The following is a 22609-nucleotide window of genomic DNA, read 5'->3' as shown; positions in this document are numbered from 1 at the left end:
GGTTACAGTATTCCCGTCAAAATCTGGAGTGCAGATAGGGCCGTCTCATACCGAACAACACCGTCGGCCTGGGAGGTTTGTGCGGAAACGTAGGCATTCTGAGCATCTACCACCTCCAGTGCCGTCGCCTCGCCGGCCGTATAGCGAAGATTCGTGAGGCGTAGACTCTCCGCCGCAGTCTGCACACTCTGGCCGAGCAGGTCTAACTGGTCCCGCGCCGCCGCAGCTTCTGCATAACCCACCTCAAGATTCGCGATAAGCCGCCGCTGGGCTGCTGTCAGAGTCACTTTTGCGAAATCACGCTGAATCTCGCTTTGCTTGACTCTCTTCTGCGTGGAGAACCAGTCCCATACCGGGATATCGACCGTTGCCATCATGGAGTAACCCAGATTATCCACACCCTCCGGACCCTTCGTTGCAAACTGGGGTGCATCAATGCCGTAGGTGAAATTAAGCGCGAGATCCGGAAGGTAAGCGGCCTTTGCAGATTTCACTCCAGCATTGGCTGCACTCACGCCGGCAAGCGCGCTCCGAATCTCAGGATTGTTGTCCGCGGCCAGACGGTTAACCTCATCTCGCGTTGGCAGCTCTGCCGGTGCTCCGGGAGAGTCCGTCGTGTAGAGCGTTCTCGGATCGGGAAACAGCAATAGGGCCAGCTCAAGGCGAACTCTATTTGCCACTACAGTCGCATCGGACAGATCTCGCTGCCTTTGTTGCTCCTGCAGCTGCGCTTTCACGAAATCGGCATGAGCTACCTCGCGAGCCGACTCCCGCTTCCGGGTGATCTCGGTAAACTTCTGCGCCTCGGTCAGCGCTTCTTGGAGCAGCTTCTGTTTGGTCTCAGCAACGGAGACCGTGTAGTACAGAGTGACAACGGCTGAAACCAATCCGCGTCGGGAAACTTCCAGTTCGGCAGAGGCGCGGGCGGAGTTCGCCGCGGCCACCTCTGCGTCGGCAAACTGCCTGACGCCGATCGTTTCGTTGATGGAAGCCTGGCTGGCATACTCGTGAACCGCATTGTTGGCGATGAAGATCGGTGCAGCCTGCACTCCAGCCTGCCCGCCCTGGTTCGTCTGCCCATTGGGTTGCGTATACAGCACCTGGTTGTGGTAAATCACCGATGGCAGCAGTGCAGCTTTCGCCAGATATCCGTCGATCTTCGCCGTACGCTGAGCCGCCACAGCTGCAGCGAACATCGGCTCGTTCGCTTGAGCGCTACGGATTGCTTCCGACAAGGTAATGTGTTGAGCTGGTGCAGCATTCTGGCCGTACGCAAAGTTGATCGCTGCCATCGCCGAAAACAACGCGACGCATCGTACTTCTCTAGCAGCGCGAGACATTGTTGCCATTCCCAAATCCTATTGGGACAACCTTATGCAAACCTGAAGGTTGGATCTTCGCCCGTCAGCGCCTTACCGTGGTCGAAGACATCTCTTGATTAATACCGTAACGATGAAAGCCGGGTTCGGTGCGCGAATGCTCCGCGAAAGGGAAAAGGCAATTCCCTGTCCTCTATCTTCACTCTTGCGGGTTTCCGTCCATTCCAAATGGATTTTGGAATGTATGGCGGGGACGACGGGCTCGAACCTGCGACCTCTGCCAAGAAAGCGAAAAGGAAACGCGTAACTTATAGAAAACAAGCGTCACGGATGGCTTCTTTTGGCGCTCGAAGGAACGATCAGGAACCGTTATCAAACCCATATCAAACCCACGACCTCTGCCCTGCAGACCCCTGCCCTTATTGACGACCCCTCGGATGAGTGCTTCACGACTGTGTCATGTATCAGCCGCCATCGCTCCGGTGAGTGACCATGAGCGTTGATAGTCGTCCCCAGCAAATCCTGTTGCCACCGGCTGCGGCAGAACCCATGCGTCTGAAAATAACCTGCGAGCTTGCGACTGCCGCTATGCGTCGTTGGCGCTGCCTTTTTCTGTCCTGCCCGGATTCCGGAAATGGCGTGGTTGAACATTAAATCAGCGGCGTTATGGCCACACGCGGGAAGCCTTCAGCAGCGCCATCTTCAGCGCACAGACAGGATTGGTTGATGATGACTACGTCGCGTGGACCGGCGATTCGACCTATCGCTCTGGCCAGCGTCTTGTAGTACGCGCCGCTGTGCGCGATTGCCTTTCGATTATCGAAAAACTACCGGAGGAGTATGACCTGCTCGGCACTCTCCAGATATGCGCTATAGGCTTTCCTGTAGTCCCTTTTCTATAAGTCGCTTCCTTCCTTGAGGTTTTGAAAGGCATTGCGACGCGGCCTTGGGGATGCCGGGAAACGAGCCTACAGCGTTTCGGCAAAGCGTTGAAACGCCGTCCCAGCGTTTTGGAGCCCATTCTCTACGATGAGTCTCACAGTCGTGTCGGATACGCATTCGGATGAAGACGTTCGCTGACTATTCGCTGACTGACGACGGTTCCAGCTCTCAGCATCGCGCTTCACCGCGCGCCCGATGCGCTGCTGCACGTGCGTGAGAGCGGTATCTCGGAGATGCTCTGTCTGCTGCGTGTTCCATTCGGTCGAGTTGCCTGTATGCCCGCAGAACTGGCAGAACAATCTTCGTCTCGGACCTTTTCCCCCAGTTATCCGCAAGTACCTTGAATTCGAACAAGCATTCCTCCGAAGAACACTTTCTATCGAAATATCCATCCGCGTCAGACGGGAGTGAGACGGGAATCTGATGGGTGCCCTCCATTCGCCGTATTTCGCGCAAGAGTTCGTCAAACGCTGGGACCCTCCATCCTTTCGTTAGAGGCGTGCGACTTCCCGCGCAACCGCTCGGCAAGCAGGTATTGGGAGTGGCCGGGCATTTTGCAGCGCCAGAATCTCCACCCGTTCACGTTGGTGTTAGTGATGTGGACGGCAGAGGCCGAAGGCGTCGAAAACCTATGACCGTCGCTGAGTTCCAACTTCCCGCCTTTCACGATACCGGAATAGGACTTTCCCCTTGTAGTCCGCCATAAATTCTGATCCTGCCAGGAAGCTCGTATCTGACACAATCCAGGGGTCGCTGCCATTCGCCGCCGACATAATTTGGCTTTTGGCCTGCTGCGGAAGTTTCAGGAGCCAACGGATCACGTCATTGCACGTAATATCTTTTGTCTGCCTCCGACTTGTTAATTTCTTGAACACTTCAAAATCGATGTCGATCTGGGGCATCACCTATTCTCCCGTAGTGCACTAACGTTCTCTAGAAGATCGCGATTCATCAGACGAACCGGCACAGCGGCAACGATCGTTAGCAGGACACGGATTCCGGTCGCATTCGACAATGCCTCCTCACGGCGGCGTTTCTCCTGCTCCGCCTTGAAGCTGGCATCGGCCTTCGGGGGTCTGCTTCTTCGGAAGGTGCACTGGGCAGGTTGGCTCGGTACAAACCTTTCGCAGTTCGCCCTTGTCGATGCCGTCGGAAACGAGTCTCGGTAGGCTACTTACACGTTTTGAACTCCCGCCACTTCGACTTCTCAGGCGTGTCTGGCTTCTCATCCCTGATCGCGCATATTTATTGCGCAGGATGGCCTTTTCGCTTTCCGACGGTTGCTTGTATGCCGTGCTGATCTGGACAACCTCCGGCTTGGCGGCAAACTTAGCTTTTACGTGCGCGTCCAGCTTGGCAGCATAGCAATTCGGGTCGGTGCGTTATGTGGAATCTGGGCAAATTGCAAGTCTTTCCTGCTGGCTCCTCGCCGCCGCGAGGCCGCATGGACAGTGTGACGCTGACGGCATCAAACCCAAGAGAAACTAATCCGTCATTTTCCTTGAAGGATGCCATGGGGAGAGACTGCGTTTTAAATCAACGAGTCCTCAGGCTGTACTCCCCGGTTGATGCGGGCTTCTTCGCACAAAGTTGAAGTCCAACTGACTTCGCGCGACAAATCGCTGCGCTCACTGTGCTCTTCTCTCCAATTTCACCGAGTAGAATCTTGATGCTGAAGGCGCTTATGTGTCCAGAAACCCCTTGGCCGAAAACGACAAAATACCGCATCCGGTGTCGCGGTAGCCTCCATCGGCGTGGGGTGTGGCGATATTGGGAGAATTCGGTCTATTCTTTCTTTGAATACAGGTAGGGGGTAGGGGCATCTATATAAATAAGCGAAGGGAGATTCAGAGAAATGGAAATCAAAACTAGCCTATTGATCGAAGGGATGCATTGTGAAGCTTGCGTTCGCAGGGTGACAAATGCGCTTAACAGCGTTGAGGGGGTTCGTGCGGACTCGGTCAAGGTCGGTTCCGCGACTGTCACATTCAACCCTACGACTGCTAAACCGGAACAAATTGCAGCGGTTGTGGATGGGATCGGTTTCACTGCTCGTGTTGAGCCCTAACCCACGGAGTCGAAAACATGTCGAATACCATCACGACCGAGGCGGCGGTCAGTAGAGATGCCGATTCCGCTACCACTTTGGAAAAGGTGAGCTTTCCAGTTACTGGCATGACGTGTGCGGCATGCCAGTCCTTTGTCCAGCGGACGCTGGCGGGGGCGGCAGGCGTCCAGGACGCCACCGTCAACCTGATGTTGCACAACGCGACTGTGACTTTCGATCCGCGGGTCACGTCCCCCGCAGGACTTGTCGATACAGTTCGCGGCACAGGCTACGGCGCCGAGTTGCCGGTAGCGAATGAATCGGTTCTCGCCGCACAGGAGAAGAATGACGAAGAACAGCTGCGCGAGTATCAACAGTTGCGCTGGAAAGCCTGGGTCAGCGTCCTGGCGGGCGTCGTCGCCATGGTCGCCTCCATGCCACTGATGAGCATGTCGAGTGTGGGCGACCTCCAGCGCATGAAGGACCCGTTCATGAACTGGTCCATGCGGGTCCTCGATCCGGCTTTGCGCAAAATGGCGCCTTGGCTGTATTCAGTTAGCGATAACAGCATACGCTGGTTCCTTTTTGCGCTCTCGATATTCATCATCGGCTGGGCCGGACGCCGATTTTACCTCAAGGCGTGGTCGGCGTTGCTACACAAGACGGCGGACATGAATACATTGGTTGCGCTGGGCACGGGCACCGCCTTTTTATACTCGGCAGCCACCACCATCGCGCCGGATTTCTTCATTTCTCATGGCATTGCGCCCGACGTTTACTACGAAGCGGGACTTCTGATCATCGGTCTTGTACTGGTGGGCAATACACTGGAGAGCCGAGCCAAGGGCCACACCGCGCTTGCCTTGGGGAAGCTGGTGCAACTGCAGCCAAAGACGGCGCGCGTGTTGCGCAAAGGCGAGGAACACGATGTGCCAATCGATGCAATTCAGCACCGCGACATCATCCTCGTGCGTCCGGGCGAGCGCATCCCGACGGACGGAGAAGTGGTTTCCGGAAGCAGCAGCGTGGACGAGTCGATGCTTACTGGCGAGTCTATCCCGGTCGAAAAGACAGCGAACGACCGCGTGATCGGAGGCACGCTTAACCAGCGTGGTTCGCTGCAATATCGCGCGACGATGCTGGGCGCGGAAAGCACACTGGCGCAAATCGTGCGGCTGCTGCGTGATGCCCAGGGATCGCGGGCACCAATTCAGAACCTGGCAGATCGCATCAGCGCAATCTTCGTGCCGTCGGTTCTGGGTCTGGCGATCGTAACCTTCGCGGCATGGCGATTCTTTGCACCCGGCGCGGGCGTGATGCAGGCCTTTGCCGCTGCCGTCACAGTGCTGGTAATTGCATGTCCCTGCGCGATGGGGCTCGCGGTGCCCACGGCGGTGATGGTGGCGACGGGAAGAGGTGCGACCTTCGGGTTGTTGATCAAGGGCGGCGACGCGCTGCAGCGTCTGGAGAAGGTCGATACGGTGGTGCTCGACAAGACAGGCACCGTCACAGCGGGTCGTCCGGAGGTAACCGACGTACATCTCAATCTTTCTGGCAGCTTTTCACGCGACGACGTGATTCGCCTGGCGGCTGCCCTCGAACGCGCCAGTGAGCACCCGCTGGGTGAAGCGGTCGTTCGCCATGCCACGGAGTGCGGTCTTTCCGTACCGCAGCCGGAGGGCTTTGAATCGATGACGGGACATGGCGTGTCGGGAATCGTCGAGGGCCACGCAATCCTGATCGGCAACCCGGCGCTCATCGAGCGCTACAGCATCTCAATCGCGCCGCTGGCAAGCGCGGCGGAACAAGCGGCAGAACAAGGACGAACGCCGCTCTGGGTCGCGATCGACGGCGCACTATCGGGTGTGATTGTTGTGGCCGACACGATTAAGCCGACGTCAATCGCAGCTATTCGCCAATTGCATCGCGAGGGCATCTACGTGGTGATGCTCACAGGCGACAATGAACACACTGCGCGAGCGATTGCACGCGAAGTCGGCGTCGATGACGTGATTGCTGGCGTACTGCCGCAGGGCAAGGTCGATGTCATTCGGTGCCTGCAGGCGGAACGTGGCATTGTTGCCATGGCCGGCGACGGCGTCAACGATGCGCCCGCATTGGCGCAGGCCGATGTGGGAATCACTATGGCGAGCGGTTCCGATGTCGCCATGGAGGCCGGCGATGTGACGCTGATGCGCAGCGACCTCACGGGTATCGCGGCCGCCATCGCTCTCTCGCGTGGAACCATGCGCGTGATACGCCAGAATCTCTTCTGGGCTCTGGCCTATAACGTCGTCGGCATCCCCATCGCCGCCGGAATTCTTTATCCGGTGTGCGGATTGCTGCTCAGCCCGGTGCTGGCCAGCGCGGCGATGGCTTTCAGCTCATTCAGTGTCGTCACCAACAGCTTGCGCTTGAGCCGGCTGAAGCTCGGGTAAGGAGAATCATGGCTACCAGAAAAAACACGCAGTCAAGCGAAGCAATCTGTGCATTCAAAATTCCGGATGAGGGGCGCAAAGCAGTTGGCGTCGATCCTGAAATCAAGGCTTCAAATCTTCGTCGGCTCAGCCGCATTGAAGGCCAGGTGCGTGGCATCCAGCGCATGGTGGAAGAAGATCGGTATTGCGCTGACATCCTGATGCAAGTCACCTCCGTGCAGGAAGCTCTGCGCGCGGTTGCCCGCTCTCTCATGCGCAACCACCTGACCCATTGCGCCAGCCATGCGATCCGGACCGGATCGCATGAAGAAAAAGAAGCAATGTACGACGAACTTCTGAACATGATCTACAAGAACGCCCGCTAGGCCCAAAATCTCATCTGCGAAGCGCGCACCAGGAGCCTGTCCGGCCCGGTCAGGAGATCCATTGTCTGCGAAGCGAGACTTCGTGCGCGAGAGAAGGATGTGAACATGAATCGATCGACCGCCCCAAAGGGCCTTGGCTCTTTCAGCCGCCGCCGCTTTGTTCAGGGCATTGCCTCCGCAGGAGCCCTAGCCGCGCTCGGCTGGGACAGTATGGCGGCCCTCAGTGAAACGGCCATGAGCACACCCGCGGAATTGTCGCGCAAGCACTTCGAGCTGACGCTTGACACGCTGCCCGTGAATTTCACCGGGCGCCGCAGGATCACAACCGGCGTGAATGGTTCTTCCCCCGGACCAACCCTCCGGTGGCGCGAGGGCGACACCATCACGATCGCCGTGACCAACCGCCTCAAGACGTCCAGCTCAATCCACTGGCATGGGATGCGGATTCCCACGGAGATGGGCGAAGTTCCCGGCCTGAGTTATCGAGGCATCGCCCCAGGCGAAACCTTCGTTTTACCGTTTTCCGGTGCTTCAGAGCGGCACCTATTGGTATCACAATCACACGCAATTCCAGGAGCAAACCGGCTTGCTTGGCGCACTGGTCATCGAGCCTCGCGATCCATACCCTGTCGAGTTCGACCGCGAATACGTCGTGCTGCTCTCGGACTGGACCGATGCAGATCCGAAGTCAATCTTCAACAACTTGGAACAGGAGAGCGATTACTACAACTACCATCGGCACACGGTCGCGAATTTCATCAGCGATGCGAAGGAAAAGGGCGCCTGAGCCTCGCTCTCGGAGCGCATGGCGTGGGCACGCATGAATATGAGCCCCAATGATATTGCTGATGTGTCGGGGGTCGCCTATACGTACCTGCTGAACGGCAATTCTCCGCGGGCAAACTGGACGCGGCTCTTTCGGCCCGGCGAGCGTGTGCGTCTTCGCTTCATTAACGGATCGTCGATGACACTCTTCGATGTTCGGATTCCTGGTCTTTCAATGACTGTAGTGCAGGCCGACGACGGGAACGATGTCGAGCCTGTTGAAGTGGATGAATTCCGTATGGGGTTGCAGAGACTTATGACGTGGTAGTGCAGCCGCGCGACGAAACCGCTTACACGATCTTCGCCCAGGCAGAAGATCGCACCGGTTTCGCGCGCGGCACGCTCACGCCCCGGCTCGGCCTTCAGGTCTGCTGAAATGGTTGCGGTGGTCCGGCAAAGATGCACTCCCTGGGACTGCGAGGCGGCTTCTTGATCCCAGCGATTACCGCTTCCGGCATATCCAGAATGGAGTACCGCTGTCTGAGCCGGAGCAGTTCTTCATGACCGCAACGCGCTGGGCCGGCGTCAGAATCTCATGGTCTTTGGCACCGCGCTGCGGCGGAAACAAGCTGAACCAGATTCTCTTTACTTTCCAGCCAATCGCACCAGAAGTGTAGAAAACTCTGCAAATAGCCTTCGCGGTCTGCAATCTGAGAGGTAATCGTGCAATGGATGGTGACTTCAGCGCCCTTGATGTTCTTCAGGATGCGGTCATAGGTCGCTGGTTTCCGCCGTTCGTCATGTTCCGGTGGCAGGCCGTCCACCGAAACGAAGGGCCTAGCATTGCCCCTTGTCAATTTGGCGGAGATCCCGACTATGAGCAGTGTGGCTGTATTGCCTCCATAGGATTGGCTGCTGTTCGGGCATCATCGCGTTCTCGGTCCTCTCAACGCCGGTCATATTTTCGGACTATCGGCGCGGGTGGGAAGGCTCTGGAAGCGTCTGTCGAAAAAGGAAATGTCCAACGCTGAAACCGTTGGAAGGTCTCCATTCAAGATCCTATGAAACTATTCGCTACTTCCTCAGAAAGGCTGTCTCAGATGCGGAGGAGTTAGTTGGGTTAGCTTGCGTCTCCGCCGTTTTCGTAACCGGTTCTTACGCATGTGCACAACAGACGCTAAGCCTGCATCAGGCTATAGAAGAGGGGCTACGCAGTCCTGTAGCGCAGGTTTATCAAGGGCAGGCGGATCAAACATCGGATCTTATAAAGCAAGCAACGCTGAAACCCAATCCCAGGCTGTTTCTGCAATCGGAGGATCTGCGGCCGTGGGACAGCAACTTTTCGATGGCAGACAACAGTGAGTCTTATGTTTTTGTCGGTCAGACCGTAGGGATAGCGGGAAGCAACGGGCCGGCTTTGCCAAATCGAACGCCAGCAGAGCACCGAGGCCACAGCTGCTCTGCTGCGACAGCAATTGTCCGCCCGCATCGCAAAAATGCATACTGGAACTTCGCAGCGGCAAAGGCAGCTGTGGAACTGCAGAAGCAGAATCTGGAAAGTGCAGACGAGGTCGTCCGGTATCACCAGGAGCGAGTCAACTCAGGGGCGATGCGCGGGGTCCGCGGTGGACGCGATGATCTGCGGATTGAGCTTTGGACTCGATGCATTCCACTTAATGTCGTACACAGCTAGCAACTTGGCGTCCGGTTTCGTCCCAATGAAATGGGCACGGCCCGATGTAGGATCGCTCTAACGGGGCGTCCACTGGGGATATTCAGTGAAGAGGCCGTACACGATTCCCATTTTGTAAGAGAGAAATATTCCGAAGCCAATGCTGAGCAATCCAGACGCCGCTGAAATCGACCGATTCCAATAGGAGAATCTCTCTGGGCAGCAAGCAAACGGCATGGCAATCAGCGATGTTATGAGTATCATGCCTGCGACCGTGCCGGCACCAAATAGCAGGAGGTAAGCGATAGCCCACCACGGATCGGCTATCGTCGTCATCACCATCAATGCGACAGCCGCCGAACCCGCCAGGCCATGGATGATTCCAATAACAATCGGGCGCAGAGCATTGTAAAACCCGATACCAGGAAAGGCTTTGCCCATCCGCGTCCGCGGCTTGGTACGATCCGGTCCCTCCAGGCTCGAGCGGCCTCCTCGCGTCGATGAGGAGGCAGAACCGTCTCGGAAAGGAAATTCTAATATAGCTGCGCCCGGCGACAGCCTTTCCTGAAGCCAGCAAAGAACTCCCGTCAGATTCAGGATGCCAAGAAGGATCAACATCAAGCCGACGGCAAACTCCATCGACAAGCCTACACGGGGCGGAATCGTGACTTTGAACAAAATGATCGCCGAGCCGACAACGAAGATTGTAAAGGTATGGCCCAATCCCCACAGTGCTCCGATGAGTCCCGCCCGGGCAATTCCGCTCTTCCTGGTGACGATCGTCGTCACTGCAATAACGTGATCCGGGTCGGTCGCGTGGCGCATGCCGAGAAAAAATCCCACGAGAACTATGGCAAGAAAAGAAATCACTCGGCCTCCTGAAATTCACGCTGGGCGGCTCGTAGCGTTCGACGATAACCCAGCGACTCGCATTCACAAACGAATCTGCACAATCCCGGCAGCCATGAGTCCGCGCAAGGCAATCGTGCAGCCGAGAACCGTAATCATGACCGCCGAACTCAGCGGCAGCCAGCGCTGAATGAGCGGACTATCCGCCCCCCCCCGATCGTGATACCAACCGACCGGCATAGACGGCAGCCAGCCCCATGCCAATCAGAACTGCCGCCAGCCCGATACTGAAGGCAACGATCAAGAAGAGGCCAAACGCGACACGGTGCAACGCCAAAGCACTCAGCAGCACGACCAGCGCTGCGGGACACGGAACCATACCACCTGTGATTCCCAATATGAGAAGCTGTCGCGCCGAAATACGATCATCAGGCTTGCCCAATCCCTGCTCCACCGTAGGCCTCCTGTGGTAGTGGCCGCCCGGCCCATGACTGTGACTGTGCGAATGCGCGAACTCGGGGCCCGCATATCGCTGAAGAAAAAGATACAAACCCATTCCAGCGATCAGGATTCCCGAGAGCACTCCCATCAGCGGATAAAGCTTCTCCGGCAGTATGTATTTCTGGGCGTAGAGCGTGACGGCGCCGAGGAGATACACTCCCGCTGTATGAGAGATAGTGACCATAGTGCCCAGGAGAAAAGCATCTCGTGCTGTGCCCCTTCCTCCCACCAGGTAGGCCGCGACGATTGTCTTGCCATGGCCCGGCTCAAGAGCATGTAACGCTCCGAGACCTGCAGCGATCAACGCCGCCAGTAGCGCCATCTCTAACCCTATATGTTGTGTTCCCATTATTTCGGTGAAGGCATTTCGCGGAGTCGACTGCTGGTTTGGCTTGATCTCGATGTTAGGGGCCGCTGCGCCGGGCAAGGTCGCAGCCGACGGCGCAGCGGTTGGCACAACTCCGGTCTTGTCTTTCTCGAATCGACGTTCGTGGAAAGAGTTCGACGACGCCTTGGTAGTCCCGGCGCGGAGAGGAGAGGATGGTAAGGCCTTTGCGTGATTGGCCGCAAAAACAATCTTGGCCTGAAGATCCTGGGGCGGACTGTTGAGCAGATCCGTAGGATAGTTCGAAAGCTGCCCGCTCCGATCATGATCCGGCACAGTACTGCTCGTCAGAGTTACTTCCTGGGCGTGACTTACGGTGATCTCTTTCCATCCGGCGCGGTCCGCCAGATTAACATCCTGGTAGTCCAGCTGACAGTTCTCTGTCATGCAGTCCTCGGGCATTTTTGCGCGAAAGACGAAGCCCAACTTCATCGTGGGAAGATTTCCAGCTCCGGGAGGAAAGATCACTTGCTGACTCACCGGGCGGAGGCGCAGGCTTTGACCATTGATAGAGAGCTTGAGCCCATTGCCAAACTCTCTCGCCCTTATCGCCAGGTAGTTCGTCAGGTTTGGATCGTCAGACCGAGCCGTGATTCCACTATGTTGAATCTCCTGAAACGTTGGGATCTCCGCCATATCGATCAAATAGCGAATCTCGACTTCACCGCTCTCAATCCTTATCCCTGCATAGTGGCTAATGCTGAAGTTGCCCATAGGATGGGCTAAAGCACACTCGGCGAATAACCCTGCCCACACTGCGAAGGAGGCGATCGACAGCTTCCCTGCAAGGCATCTCCTGTAGCAATTCCCTTCCCTTCTAGTGAGCATGGCCACCCTCTCCGGAATTCGTTGCAAGTGGCTTCGAATTCAGCCGCGCCAGCGCCTGAATTGCCAGTTCGGAGAAGACAACATGGAAATGCGGGTTTGTTTCGAGCGCTCGCCGCAAATAGTCCTTCGACTTCGCCGAATCACCGAGTTGCTCATAGATCATGCCGGCATGGAAGAATATCTGGGCATCCTTCGTCCCCCACTGTAAGGCGTGCGTGATCGCCTCCGATGCCTCTCGCAGTTTCCCATTCTTAAAAAGCGACCAGGCCAGCACATCCCATGTGTAGATATCGTGTCGAACTTCCAGTTCTTTTCTGGCTAGCGCAAGCGACCGATCGAGCTCCAGTCCATGGTCGGCATAGAAGAGCGCCAGATCACGGTTATGAATCTGCTGATTGATCTCATTCAAACGACCTATTAGCTCCACCAACTGGTATTGCTTCGCTGCTTGTTGAGACTGCCCAATTTTCTGGTAAATATCGCCGAGAGCAGCAGCAAACTCGGGATAAGGCACTTTGGCAATCGCTTCCTTGTACAGCTTGATCGACTCGCCATACCTGCCCTGGGCCGCTCGCAATTTTGCCAGTCCGACCAAGGCCCGATAGTAGCCTGGATACTCATCGAGTGCTGCTTGATAAGCCCTTTCTGCGGCCACCAAGTCACCCGTATGGAAATCCTGTTCACCAAGCTGATATTCACTCCAGGCAATATTCTCGGCCGGCATATGCATCTCTATCGCCATCTGCACGGCCTTCCGCAGGAGTTGAGTCGCGGCTGATGTATCGCCAGCGATGAATCGAAGGTAGGACAGGCGGCTTGTCTGTTGGTAGGACATAGCAAGTCTCGTGTCTTCGGAACCGTAAAGACTCTGTAACTTCGAGTAGGCTTCTTCCGCTTCGGCATAATCGCCCATGTCCGCGAGAGCGTCACCAACAAGGGCCCACGGGGCAGGATCACCGGACCCTTGTGCAAGTGCGTTTTGTGCCCAGGTCAGGGCATCCTGAAACCGATGCTCCACCATACACAATGCCGCCATTTGCGTCATCGGAAACGCCGCGGCGGGACCGTTCGAGAGCAGGTCGAGCGATTTTTCAAGGGCCACTCTTGCTAACTCATATTCCGTTGCGTCGGCGGTCTCTCTGCCTTTTTGCAAATAGGCCGCACCGAGAGCGGCGTAACCTGCATAATCGTCGGGAGACCGTTTCACGCGTTCCTGCAACCTTCTAACCAGTTGGGCGCTTTGATCCTGTTGCGCTCGAACCGGAGTAGATCCCAAGAGACAGCCGGTCAGATATATCGGCAATAAGATCTTGCGAGTCATGTCCTCACTCCAGCCAAGTCTCTACTTCACATTGTGCGCACCAGCAAGCGCAGGCGTTAATCTGTCCAGCGCCTCCCGCGCAGCCGACCCAATCTCGGAAGTCGAATTGATTGCGATCGAAGCCTTCAGGTATTCGGCCGCGGAGGAATTGTCGTTCAGTTTCGCGGCAAGAACTCCCGCGTGATACAACATCGCTGCCTCGCGAATACCGACTGCAAGCGCTGCCGACATCTCCCGTTGCGCTTCCATGTAATGGCCATTGCTTGATAAAGCCCAGGCATACGCGTCGAGCGTGCTGACGTCGTGCCGTTTTGCAATTTCGATCCGTGCAATGCGCAGTGCCTCAGCAGGATCTCTGCCATGACCGAGGTAATAAAGAATGAGTCCCTGATTCGCATTGTCTGGCGCATTGATCAGGCGGCGCGCTTCTTGTTCGAAAGCGATATAGGCGGAGTTTGCCTCCGCACCCTTTCCAGCCTCCTCAAGAGCTTTCGCCAAAGCGTACCGGCTCGCGGCGCTTGGAAAGTGCTCATTGCGCTGCCGAAGTAACAATTCCGCCTCTAATGGATGACGTGTCGCCATCTCAACCGATGCCAGGCTTTCGAGAGTCAGGTAATAGCCTGGAAATTTTCCCTGTGCCGAATGAAGAAGTTTGCGGGCATCATCGATATGGCCGACCGACAATTGCAGCTCCGCCATCTGGGTTAAGGTCCATGCAAGGTCTTCTGCCTGTGTCGGGGGTATCTGCTGGTAGGCCTGCGAGTAGAAATCCATCGCGCCCTCAGGGTCGCCAAACAGCCACCGCAAACGAGCGCCGCGCAGGAGAGCGCGTACATTTCCCGGCCGCATGTCCAGCATCCACTGGACTGCAACTTCGGCATCGTTGTAATTGCCGAGTTCGACGGCCGCGTCCGCGAGGAGTCCATATACTAAAACATCGTCGGGAGTCTTCTTATTGAGCGCTTTCGCAAGTTCCAGAGCGCCTGTAAACTCGCTTCGCCCCAGCAGTATCATCAGGCGTGCTTTCTGTCCCTCCAGGTTATCCGGCATGATTTGAAATGACTTTTTGAGCGCTAATTCCACCTGACTGTAGTAGCTATCATCACCGGTCTCGCGAGCACGCCGCACATACGCGACTGCAAGATCGTTGTAAGGCTGGCAGTGATCGCCATGTGCCCTGATAGCCGCCTCCGCCCAGGCCACTTTCAACTGAGCTGGCGTTGAGTTGTTTGAAGCGACCTGTGCGAAATCGATGGGCGCCAGGATGAGAACCATGACTACCAAACGAAACGTCTTCATTTCGTCCCTTTCTCCATCCGGAATTTCAGGGTCGCGCCCATTCAAAACGCGACCAATGGTGAAGGTGACTGTCTACTGTACGGGTCCTCCGCCCGGCTCTCCTGGATCGATATGGCGACGGTTTCGCCCACTCGGACAATCCGCTAAGTATGGGAACTGTAGCTGGTATGGGGCGTCGTTCACATTGACTCCATCTCCCAGAATATTGTTCGGAAAGTGATTGAAGCTTGGAATCAAGACCCCTCCAACGGCCACGCGGAGCGTTATGTCTACGACGTCGTCGAACAGACGCCGTCCGTTGGGATAGCCCGCCGCATCTCCTCCGAGGAGGCCGAGACGGCTCGCGTTAACGAAGGGTGTCGCTGGAACACCCGTATTGAGGCGAAGCATATCTGCCACCGGACCAGCAGGAGTACCAGGTGCGGCAATTGGTGCAGCATAGGTCACCAGAGGAAGCAAATCTGTTCTCGGAGCGGTTGGCACCGTCAATGCACCAGGAAAGAGCTTTCCGTAGATTGCATCGACAACATGAACGATCGGAGGATCAAGGAAGAAATTAGCGAACTGACTATCGTTCACCGGCTGGTCCATGCTGAAGCGATCCTTGGAACCAATGCCGATCACCAGCTCATTGATAAGAGGATTGCCCATTCTCTGCACTTGGCGATACGAACCCGAACTTATAGCTGGATTCGGAGAGCGACGAACGGTCAGCCGAGGACGTGAAGTTGTTCCCCAAATCCCAATTGTTGCGTCAGGCGAATTCGCGGGCTCAAGAACGTGTGTACGTGTAAGCACCTCAATGGGCACTTCTATTGCAATCGCGTTGACGGCTGGAACCGCGGGATTTCTGACGTCATGCCGACTTATCTAGCGATGAATCTCCTGATCCCGTTTCCAGGAGCAGTTGCTGATAGTAGCGATACGCTGCCAGTGACTGCCGTAGCGCGAAGACGTGCTCTGGCCGATAATCTCCTTCGAGCGACTTTGCCACGGTGCTCTCGCTGCTCTTCACTCGGCTATGGCAGAGCCGAGCGAGTGTGAGTGGATCCGGCGACTTCTGAATATGCATGATGTGCTCGGCCGCCATCTGGACCAGGCTGCCGCGGTGCCGCCAGAGAGCGCGTACAGCGCAGATCGCGCCCGGCGGACGGAAGCTCGCTCGCAGCAAACCAACAGAGTGCAGGTACTGAAGCCACTGGCAGTCGGAGACGTCCGTTTTGCGTCCTGGCACGTTCTTCACGTGCTGTGCGTTGACCAGGCAGACCTCGAGACCGCGAGCCTCCAGAATCTGATAGATCGGAATCCAGTAGACACTGGTCGACTCCATCGCGACGGAACGGACCCCGCACTGTTGCAACCAATCGGCAAGGGCGTATAGATCTCGTGTGAACGTCGGGAAACGGCGCACCGGCTGTGGGTCGCGGGTCGGCACCAACCGCGACCCACAGCTCACTCGCTCCTACATCCCGGCTGCGTTGGAATGCAGGACCGGCAGCTGATCACACCTTCTATGACTCTGCTTAGACATGCGGACCTCCGGTGCCGGCCAAGTGCCCAGGGCACGAATGCAGAGCAAACTCCCAATCGAGATCGCCGCTCGATGAGCGGTCGTCATCACACATCTGTACGCAACCCCGGACCCACGCTTCTCGACGGGCTCAAATAGCACCAATGTCGGCGCGGGCTGCGGCTGTCACTCGACCGGCATCCACGATACGCTTCTCGTTACTTATCTGGTCAACTTCCTCAAGCTGTTTTGGATAACGCAGAAACCCTCGTAGGGGCGTTTTTTCGGACTTTGATCATGAGACCGGACACGAGATATCCTTCGCTTTCCTTATCCGCTGTCAGTAGTATGGTGTTGCTCATCGGAGTAACATTCATCCCATGGCTCCCGAGTCTCGACGCCCCATCAGGAAGCAGGAATCGGTCGATCTGCCGATCGGAATCGAAACGAGGTAGCATTGTAGGTCGATGCTCTGCCGGATGGATTCCTTTAGGTTGGCCGTGGTTGATGGTTGAGATCACCAAAATCGACACGTTCATTCGGGGCTCTCCAAACCCCACGTGGCTGGCGACCCGTCAGGGTCGTTGCGTATATGCCAACCCAGCGCTGCAACGTCTCACCGGTCTCAACTTAGATCAGATCAGCCAAGCCGATTGGAGCGATTTCCTTCTGGAGGAGGATCGAACGGCCGCGACGGCTTCTTGGCAAAGATCTCTCGCGTCCGGGACTTCCTATCGCATGCACGTCCGCATGCAAGGATCTGATGGTGTCCCCGAAACGGTTGAACTGATCGCTTTCGGGCACAAAGTTCGCGACGGGACAGAACTCTGGTTGTTTACCGGATTAAACGTGAACGGTGCTACACAGCAGGTTCCGCTTCTGGAAGCACAGTTACAAGCCACTCTCAATGTGATTCCCGCGTACACATGGTACGCTCTTCCGTCCGGCGCCCTCACCTTCGTGAATGAACGAAATGCGAACTACCTTGGTCTCCCGAAAGATCATCCTCTGCGCTTCGGTATTGACACGGGAGCAGCGTGGGATTCGCATATCCCCCTTCTGCATCCGGACGACCGGGAAGAGACACGCAGAGTCTGGTCCACCTGTCTGCGCACGGGGTGTGCCGGTGAGGTGACGGTTCGAGTTCGTAATGCTGAAGGGGGATACCGCTGGTTCCTCAGTCGCGTCGAACCCCTCCACGCGAACGATGGAACTCTACGGTTTTGGATAGGGGTTAGTCTCGACATCGACGACGCGAAACGAGCAGGGGATGCCGTTCGTAAGAGTGAAAAAGAGCTTCGCGATGCGATCGATACGATTCCGGCACTAGTGTGGAGTGCTCTGCCCGATGGCTCCAATACTTACGTTAACAAGCGATTTGTGGAGTACACCGGGTCATCGGCGGAACAGACAGCCGGATCAGGGTGGCAAGCGCTAGTTCACCCTGATGATCTTGAGCGACATGCAGGTAAATGGATGGAAGCGGTTGCTACCGGCAAGCCTCACGAAAGTGAGGTGCGTTCCCGCCGCTCGGATGGGCAATATCGCTGGCAGTTGGACCGCGGAGTGCCGCTCCGAGATGAAGATGGAAACATCGTCAAGTGGTATGGGGTCACGACCGACATCGAAGATCGCAAACGCGCCGAGGAAGCCCTGGGGGTATTATCGCGCGATTTGCAGGAAAGCAAAGCCAAGCTTGAAGAGGCCCAGCGCATCACCCATGTTGGGTACTGGGAATGGGACATCTTAACGGGTCGAGTGAACTGGTCGGATGAGACCTATCGCATCTATGGACTGCGGCCTCAGGAACGTCCTATGGACTTAGCTACGGTGCAGGAAAAGGTCCACCCCGAAGATTGGCAGCGAGGCATGGAAGAGGCTCTCGGCGGTGCCCGCTTTAATGTTGAATGTCGCTTGTTCCGGCCAACGGGCGAAGTGCGCATCGCGCACTTTCAGGGCGATGTGAACAGGGACGCCTCGGGCAGGCCCTACCGAATATTCGGAACGATCCAGGACATTACTGACCGCAAGCGCGCGGAACAGAGGCTACGTGAAAGCGAAGCATATCTGGCGGAAGCGCAAAGACTCAGTCAAACTGGCAGTTGGGCATGGAACCCCGCGACCGGTGATATCAGGTACTGGTCGGAGATGTGCTACTGCGTGTTGGGATTCGATCCCGCTGGCCCGCTGCCGCGATTCGAAGAATTTCTTCATCGAATTCATCCGGACGATCAAGCCGCGAGCAGGGAACGGTTCGAGAAAGCCATCCGCGACAAAGCGGATTTCGAACTGGACTACCGGGTCGTTCATCCGGAAAAGGGGATCAGGGACATTCACGTCGTCGGTCATGCGGTCCTCAACGGATCCAGCAATCTCGGCGAGTTCGTGGGTACCGTGATCGATGTAACGGAGCGCAAGTCTGCCGAGGAGGCGCTTCAGCAAAGCCAATTTTATCTCACTGAAGGGCAGCGCCTTGCCCATATGGGCAGCTGGGCATTCAACGCTACCGGATTCAGTTACTGGTCCTCCGACTTATTCCGGGTTTACGGTCTTGATCCGAGTGGCAAGCCGCCAACTGTAGAAGAATATTTGGCTCTTGTACACCCGGAAGATCGCGCGTTCATGAAACAAGGAATTACTCAGATGTTGGTCGACCGTCGCGCATTCGACTTCACGAAAAGGATTATGCGGCGAGATGGAGAGATTCGTAGCGTGCGCTGGGTGGGTGTTCCGGTCACGCAAGGGGGGACTTTCCAGGGTTTCCTTGGGACAGGGATGGATGTTACTGAGCAAGAGCGATTAACGAAAGAGCTGCGCCTGAGTGAGCACTATCTCAGCGAAGGACAGCGGCTCGCTCATATGGGAAGTTGGGCATTTAACCCCTCTGGTTTTTTTGATTACTGGTCGCAGGAGCTGTTCAAGATTTATGGGCTCGATCCGCAGAAGGGAGCCCCGACACTTGAACAGTATCTGGCCACGGTTCACCCACAAGACCGCGATTTTATGGCTGAGACCATAAGAAGAATGCATGCGGAACGCTCTGGCTGCGATGTAAAAAAACGAATTGTTCGCCCCGACGGCGAGCTACGCTACATTCGCTGCGTCGGAATTCCCGTTGTTGAAGGCGAAATCCTCAAGGGATTTCTCGGCACCTCCATGGATATCACAGAGCAAGAGCTGCTGACCCAGGAGTTGGAGCTTCGGCAAGCGCACTTGACCGAGGCGCAAAGGCTGACCCACACGGGCAGCTGGATTTGGCACGTACCGGATCGGAACGCGTTGCACCTCTCCGAGGAGTGGTACCGGATTTACGCCTTCGATCCGGCTGAGGGACCGCCGGCGTGGGAAAAACGTCTCGAACGCGTCCACCCGGAGGATCGCCTTAAGTGGAAGGGCGCGATCGAACGGGCAATCGTGGAAACAGCCGATTACGAGCTGGAGTTCCGAATTGTTATTCCGAATGGAAAGGTGAAATGGATCCACACTGTCGGCCATCCCGTCCTTTCCGACACCGGAGATTTGGAGCAATTCGTCGGCAGCTCGACCGACATCACGGAGCGCAAGTGTGCCGAGCAAGAGCGTGAGAGCCTGCGGTCAGACCTCGCACATGTGACCCGCGTGAGCATGATGGGAGAATTGGTGGCCTCGATCTCTCACGAGCTGAAGCAGCCAATCGCGGCAGCGATCGCCAACGCCAACGCGGCCTTACTTTGGCTGAAGCGCGACCAGCCGGATTTGGAAGAGGCGTTTGAAGCGATAGAAAGTATCGTGGAGGACGGAAAGCGTGCCGCTGACATCATCGACCGCTTACGGTCGTTGTACAAGAAGGTTCCTCCAAAACGTGAACTTGTGGAGGTAAACGAAATCGTCGACGAAATGGTCATCCTCCTGCGGGGCCAGGCCAGCCGGTATGCGGTTTCGATACATAGGGACCTTTGCCCCGACCTTCCCAAAATTATGGCTGACCGTGTGCAACTGCAGCAGGTGCTCATGAACCTCATGCTCAACGGCATCGAGGCAATGAAGGAGATGGGCGGAGTCCTTACTGTGAAATCGGAACTGGACCAGGATGGCCGAGTGCTGATCTCGGTAAGTGATACCGGCGTAGGACTGCCCGCCGAAATGGCCGATCAGATTTTTAGCGCCTTCTTCACCACCAAGCCACAAGGCAGCGGCATGGGGTTAGCGATTAGCCGCTCAATTATCAAGTCGTATGGTGGCCATTTGTGGGCTACGGCGAATGACGGACGGGGCGCTACATTTCATTTCGCTCTGCCGACCGCAGCCGAAGGGAGAGAGCCCACTGCGGGAACTTGATTCGGTGTCCCTTGGCCGCCTCTCGGTGATACAGATTGAGGTCTGGGCGGCAAACCGATTCGGAAAAGGGCAGTCACTCCTGTATAAGGGGTAATCCGACAGCAATGTCTCTCTGGATTAGTACCCATAAACGATAGGACCCTATAGGGGCTGCCCCGGCCAGAGACGCGTGGGGAGGTCCGGGTCGTATCTTCCGGGGCAGTTTTGATAGGGCCGTTTGAAGGAAGCCGCTGGGTGGGGTGGATGCGGTGGGCTATGGGATTTGGATGGGTGCGAGCCAGTTCTGCGGTAATTTGGCCGGGATGATGCAGGCTTCTGGAGTTCGTAACAAGTGCTGAAGGTGGTCAATCACGTTGTCTGGAGATAGCCGGAGGTCACGAAATCTGCCTCTGGCAGGCTCGAATGAGCATGAGTCTGCGTAGCGTCTGTGCAGGCCGCTGGTGTGGACGTTGATCAGAGCCAAGGTATGCATGTTGGAATCAGGAACTGTCGATGCCATGAGGCTTCGAGGCCGACGTTGTTAGGCTGCGGACAAGAAGCTGTGCACTGGTGATCCGCTCGATGATGAACACCGGCTCGGAGCACAACGGGCAACGAGGTTGGTAGCCTGGCGTAGGCTGTGGCGGTAGCGCGGTGACGCACGGCATCGCAGCAAGGATATTCTGAGCAACCCCTTCTATGCGGGCGCATACGTGTGGGGCCGTCGCCCGGTCACGACATTGCTGGTCGACGGCAGGCTGGAGAAACATCAGAGCGCTACGCGTCGAGCTGAAGAATGCCGGGTCTTCATCCCCGATCATCATGAAGGTTATATTGACTGGGCCACCTATGAAGAGAATCGACGAATGACACGGCGTAATTCCGTAAACTGGCAGGGGGATGAATCCATGGCCGCGATTCGTGCCGGGCAAGGTCTGCTGGTGGGACTTCTTCGCTGTGGACACTGTGGCCGCAAGCTCCATGTACGCTACTGGGGAGCCCGCGGCACCCACGCGCGTTATCTCTGCAAGGGAGATTACGACGACGGCGGACAGTACTGCCAACGGTTTGGCGGCGCATCGGTAGACCGCCGGTTAAGTCAGGAACTGCTTAAGGTGATTTCTCCTGGGATAGAAGCCAGCCTGCGCGCACTTGAAGAGTTAAGCACCGGGGATGCAGCACAGCGCATCGCCCTGTCCAGCAAACTTGAGCAACTGGAGTATGAGGCCAAGAAAGCCTTCGAGCAATACGATGCCGTAGATGCCAGGAATCGTCTGGTGGCCGGCGAGTTGGAACGTCGCTGGAACGAGAAGCTGGAGGAGATCGCAAAGACCAAACAGAGGCTGGCCGGCCTTAATGGAAAGCGATATTCGTTGTCCGTCGATGAAGAAGCTCAAATCCTGGCGATGGGCACGAACTTCTCTGAAGTCTGGCAAAACGATCACTGTCCTTCGACACTCAAGAAGATGATCTTCCGCACGGTTGTGGAGGAGATCATCGTGCGCACAGATGCGGAGAAAAAGACGCTTCAGTTCACCATCCACTGGAGCGGCGGTACGCACACCCAATTAGCGATGGACCGGCCGCGTTCAGCGACTGAAACCGCAACGCCGATCGAGGCCCTGGAGATCATACGCCGGATGGCGGTTCGCCACGGCGATGACCAGATAGCCTCCGTGTTGAACCGGCTCGGTTATTCGACAGGTAAAAGCAAGCGGTGGAATCAAATCCGCGTGGCCACCGCGCGGCGCAACTATTCGGTTAGCGGGCAAAGGCGAGCGCTACCCGATCCTGAGAGAGTCAGCCTGAATGAAGCTGCCCGGATATGTGGAGTGAGTCACCGCACGATCGAACGGTTGGTGGAGGCAGGCCTGTTAAAGCGTGAACAGGTCACTCCTCGCGCTCCCTGGGAGATCCGTCGTGCCGATTTGAATAACGAAACAGTTCGGAGCATTATCGACAGGCTTCTCCGCACAGGCAAGCTGGTTCTGCAAGGGGGTAGTTCGGGAAATCCGCCTTCCTTGTTTACTGAAAATGAAGGAGATGATAATGCCAGGCATCATGAGTGAGGG

Annotated in this window: 15 protein-coding genes and 2 pseudogenes; 9 read left to right on the top strand and 8 right to left on the bottom strand. The window is 56.6% G+C overall.

The annotated features are described in order from the left end of the window. Positions 1–2 precede the first annotated feature (2 nt). Together Q363_RS07400 and Q363_RS41980 are read right to left on the bottom strand one after the other, a co-directional pair. Positions 3–1349: a TolC family protein gene (locus Q363_RS07400; RefSeq protein ID WP_084080123.1), complete on the bottom strand. Its 1347-nt coding sequence runs from the start codon at positions 1347–1349 to the stop codon at positions 3–5. Positions 1350–2890: 1541 nt separating this feature from the next. After that, the gene (locus Q363_RS41980) at positions 2891–3163 is read right to left on the bottom strand and encodes a hypothetical protein (protein WP_035349062.1); all 273 of its coding nucleotides are present in this window, start codon (positions 3161–3163) and stop codon (positions 2891–2893) included. Positions 3164–4116: 953 nt separating this feature from the next. On the opposite strand from Q363_RS41980, the gene Q363_RS46140 reads away from it, so the two are divergent. From Q363_RS46140 to Q363_RS43785, 7 genes and pseudogenes are all read left to right on the top strand, one after another. Beyond that, positions 4117–4329: a heavy-metal-associated domain-containing protein gene (locus Q363_RS46140; RefSeq protein WP_035349061.1), complete on the top strand. Its 213-nt coding sequence runs from the start codon at positions 4117–4119 to the stop codon at positions 4327–4329. 17 nt (positions 4330–4346) lie between these two features. Continuing rightward, positions 4347–6746, top strand: coding sequence for a heavy metal translocating P-type ATPase (locus Q363_RS07380; protein WP_035349060.1), 2400 nt, complete (start codon positions 4347–4349; stop codon positions 6744–6746). Between the two features lie 8 nt (positions 6747–6754). Continuing rightward, positions 6755–7111, top strand: a complete 357-nt coding sequence (locus Q363_RS07375) for a metal-sensitive transcriptional regulator (RefSeq protein WP_035349059.1) — start codon at positions 6755–6757, stop codon at positions 7109–7111. 105 nt (positions 7112–7216) lie between these two features. Then, positions 7217–7624 (top strand): annotated as a pseudogene (locus Q363_RS46135) (multicopper oxidase domain-containing protein); the annotation flags it as partial. A 13-nt stretch (positions 7625–7637) separates the two neighbouring features. Next, positions 7638–7688 (top strand): annotated as a pseudogene (locus Q363_RS46130) (hypothetical protein); the annotation flags it as partial. 9 nt (positions 7689–7697) lie between these two features. After that, on the top strand, positions 7698–7898 hold the full coding sequence (locus Q363_RS43790) for a hypothetical protein (protein WP_245632099.1): 201 nt from the start codon (positions 7698–7700) through the stop codon (positions 7896–7898). A gap of 18 nt (positions 7899–7916) precedes the next feature. Continuing rightward, positions 7917–8204: a cupredoxin domain-containing protein gene (locus tag Q363_RS43785; protein WP_051978507.1), complete on the top strand. Its 288-nt coding sequence runs from the start codon at positions 7917–7919 to the stop codon at positions 8202–8204. A gap of 1422 nt (positions 8205–9626) precedes the next feature. Here Q363_RS43785 and Q363_RS07360 read toward each other — a convergent pair. The 6 genes from Q363_RS07360 to Q363_RS07335 form a co-directional block, all read right to left on the bottom strand. Further along, positions 9627–10418 carry a hypothetical protein gene (locus tag Q363_RS07360; protein WP_035349057.1) on the bottom strand — a complete coding sequence of 264 codons (792 nt, stop codon included), beginning with the start codon at positions 10416–10418 and terminating at the stop codon, positions 9627–9629. A 178-nt stretch (positions 10419–10596) separates the two neighbouring features. Beyond that, entirely contained in the window at positions 10597–12111 is a 1515-nt protein-coding gene (locus tag Q363_RS35815; RefSeq protein WP_051978506.1) for a nickel/cobalt transporter, read from the bottom strand. Continuing rightward, complete coding sequence (locus Q363_RS07350) at positions 12101–13432, bottom strand: tetratricopeptide repeat protein (RefSeq protein WP_035349056.1); 1332 nt, start codon at positions 13430–13432, stop codon at positions 12101–12103. Before Q363_RS07350 ends, Q363_RS35815 begins: the two co-directional genes overlap by 11 nt. A gap of 21 nt (positions 13433–13453) precedes the next feature. Beyond that, positions 13454–14731, bottom strand: coding sequence for a tetratricopeptide repeat protein (locus tag Q363_RS07345; RefSeq protein ID WP_035349054.1), 1278 nt, complete (start codon positions 14729–14731; stop codon positions 13454–13456). Between the two features lie 72 nt (positions 14732–14803). After that, positions 14804–15553, bottom strand: a complete 750-nt coding sequence (locus Q363_RS07340) for a DUF4331 family protein (protein WP_281175976.1) — start codon at positions 15551–15553, stop codon at positions 14804–14806. A gap of 34 nt (positions 15554–15587) precedes the next feature. Then, positions 15588–16187, bottom strand: coding sequence for an IS110 family transposase (locus tag Q363_RS07335; protein ID WP_084080118.1), 600 nt, complete (start codon positions 16185–16187; stop codon positions 15588–15590). 561 nt (positions 16188–16748) lie between these two features. Here Q363_RS07335 and Q363_RS07330 point away from each other — a divergent pair. Beyond that, positions 16749–20558, top strand: a complete 3810-nt coding sequence (locus tag Q363_RS07330) for a PAS domain-containing protein (protein WP_035349052.1) — start codon at positions 16749–16751, stop codon at positions 20556–20558. 659 nt (positions 20559–21217) lie between these two features. Continuing rightward, positions 21218–22606: a recombinase family protein gene (locus Q363_RS35810; RefSeq protein WP_342667397.1), complete on the top strand. Its 1389-nt coding sequence runs from the start codon at positions 21218–21220 to the stop codon at positions 22604–22606. The last annotated feature ends 3 nt before the right edge of the window (positions 22607–22609 follow it).

It is taken from the genome of Edaphobacter aggregans DSM 19364, from assembly GCF_000745965.1.
GTDB lineage: Bacteria > Acidobacteriota > Terriglobia > Terriglobales > Acidobacteriaceae > Edaphobacter > Edaphobacter aggregans.
Note: the sequence above shows the minus strand (reverse complement) of the source record. Positions and strands in the feature narration are given on the sequence as shown.

What these genes read in the sequence shown, in the direction of transcription:
- Q363_RS46140 (WP_035349061.1), top strand. Translation starts at nt 4,117, where the DNA reads ATGGAAATCAAAACTAGCCTATTGATCGAAGGGATGCATTGTGAAGCT.
- Q363_RS07330 (WP_035349052.1), top strand. Translation starts at nt 16,749, where the DNA reads ATGGTTGAGATCACCAAAATCGACACGTTCATTCGGGGCTCTCCAAAC.
- Q363_RS07345 (WP_035349054.1), bottom strand. Translation starts at nt 14,731, where the DNA reads ATGAAGACGTTTCGTTTGGTAGTCATGGTTCTCATCCTGGCGCCCATC.
- Q363_RS41980 (WP_035349062.1), bottom strand. Translation starts at nt 3,163, where the DNA reads ATGCCCCAGATCGACATCGATTTTGAAGTGTTCAAGAAATTAACAAGT.
- Q363_RS07400 (WP_084080123.1), bottom strand. Translation starts at nt 1,349, where the DNA reads ATGGCAACAATGTCTCGCGCTGCTAGAGAAGTACGATGCGTCGCGTTG.
- Q363_RS35815 (WP_051978506.1), bottom strand. Translation starts at nt 12,111, where the DNA reads ATGCTCACTAGAAGGGAAGGGAATTGCTACAGGAGATGCCTTGCAGGG.
- Q363_RS07350 (WP_035349056.1), bottom strand. Translation starts at nt 13,432, where the DNA reads ATGACTCGCAAGATCTTATTGCCGATATATCTGACCGGCTGTCTCTTG.
- Q363_RS43785 (WP_051978507.1), top strand. Translation starts at nt 7,917, where the DNA reads ATGGCGTGGGCACGCATGAATATGAGCCCCAATGATATTGCTGATGTG.
- Q363_RS07375 (WP_035349059.1), top strand. Translation starts at nt 6,755, where the DNA reads ATGGCTACCAGAAAAAACACGCAGTCAAGCGAAGCAATCTGTGCATTC.
- Q363_RS07380 (WP_035349060.1), top strand. Translation starts at nt 4,347, where the DNA reads ATGTCGAATACCATCACGACCGAGGCGGCGGTCAGTAGAGATGCCGAT.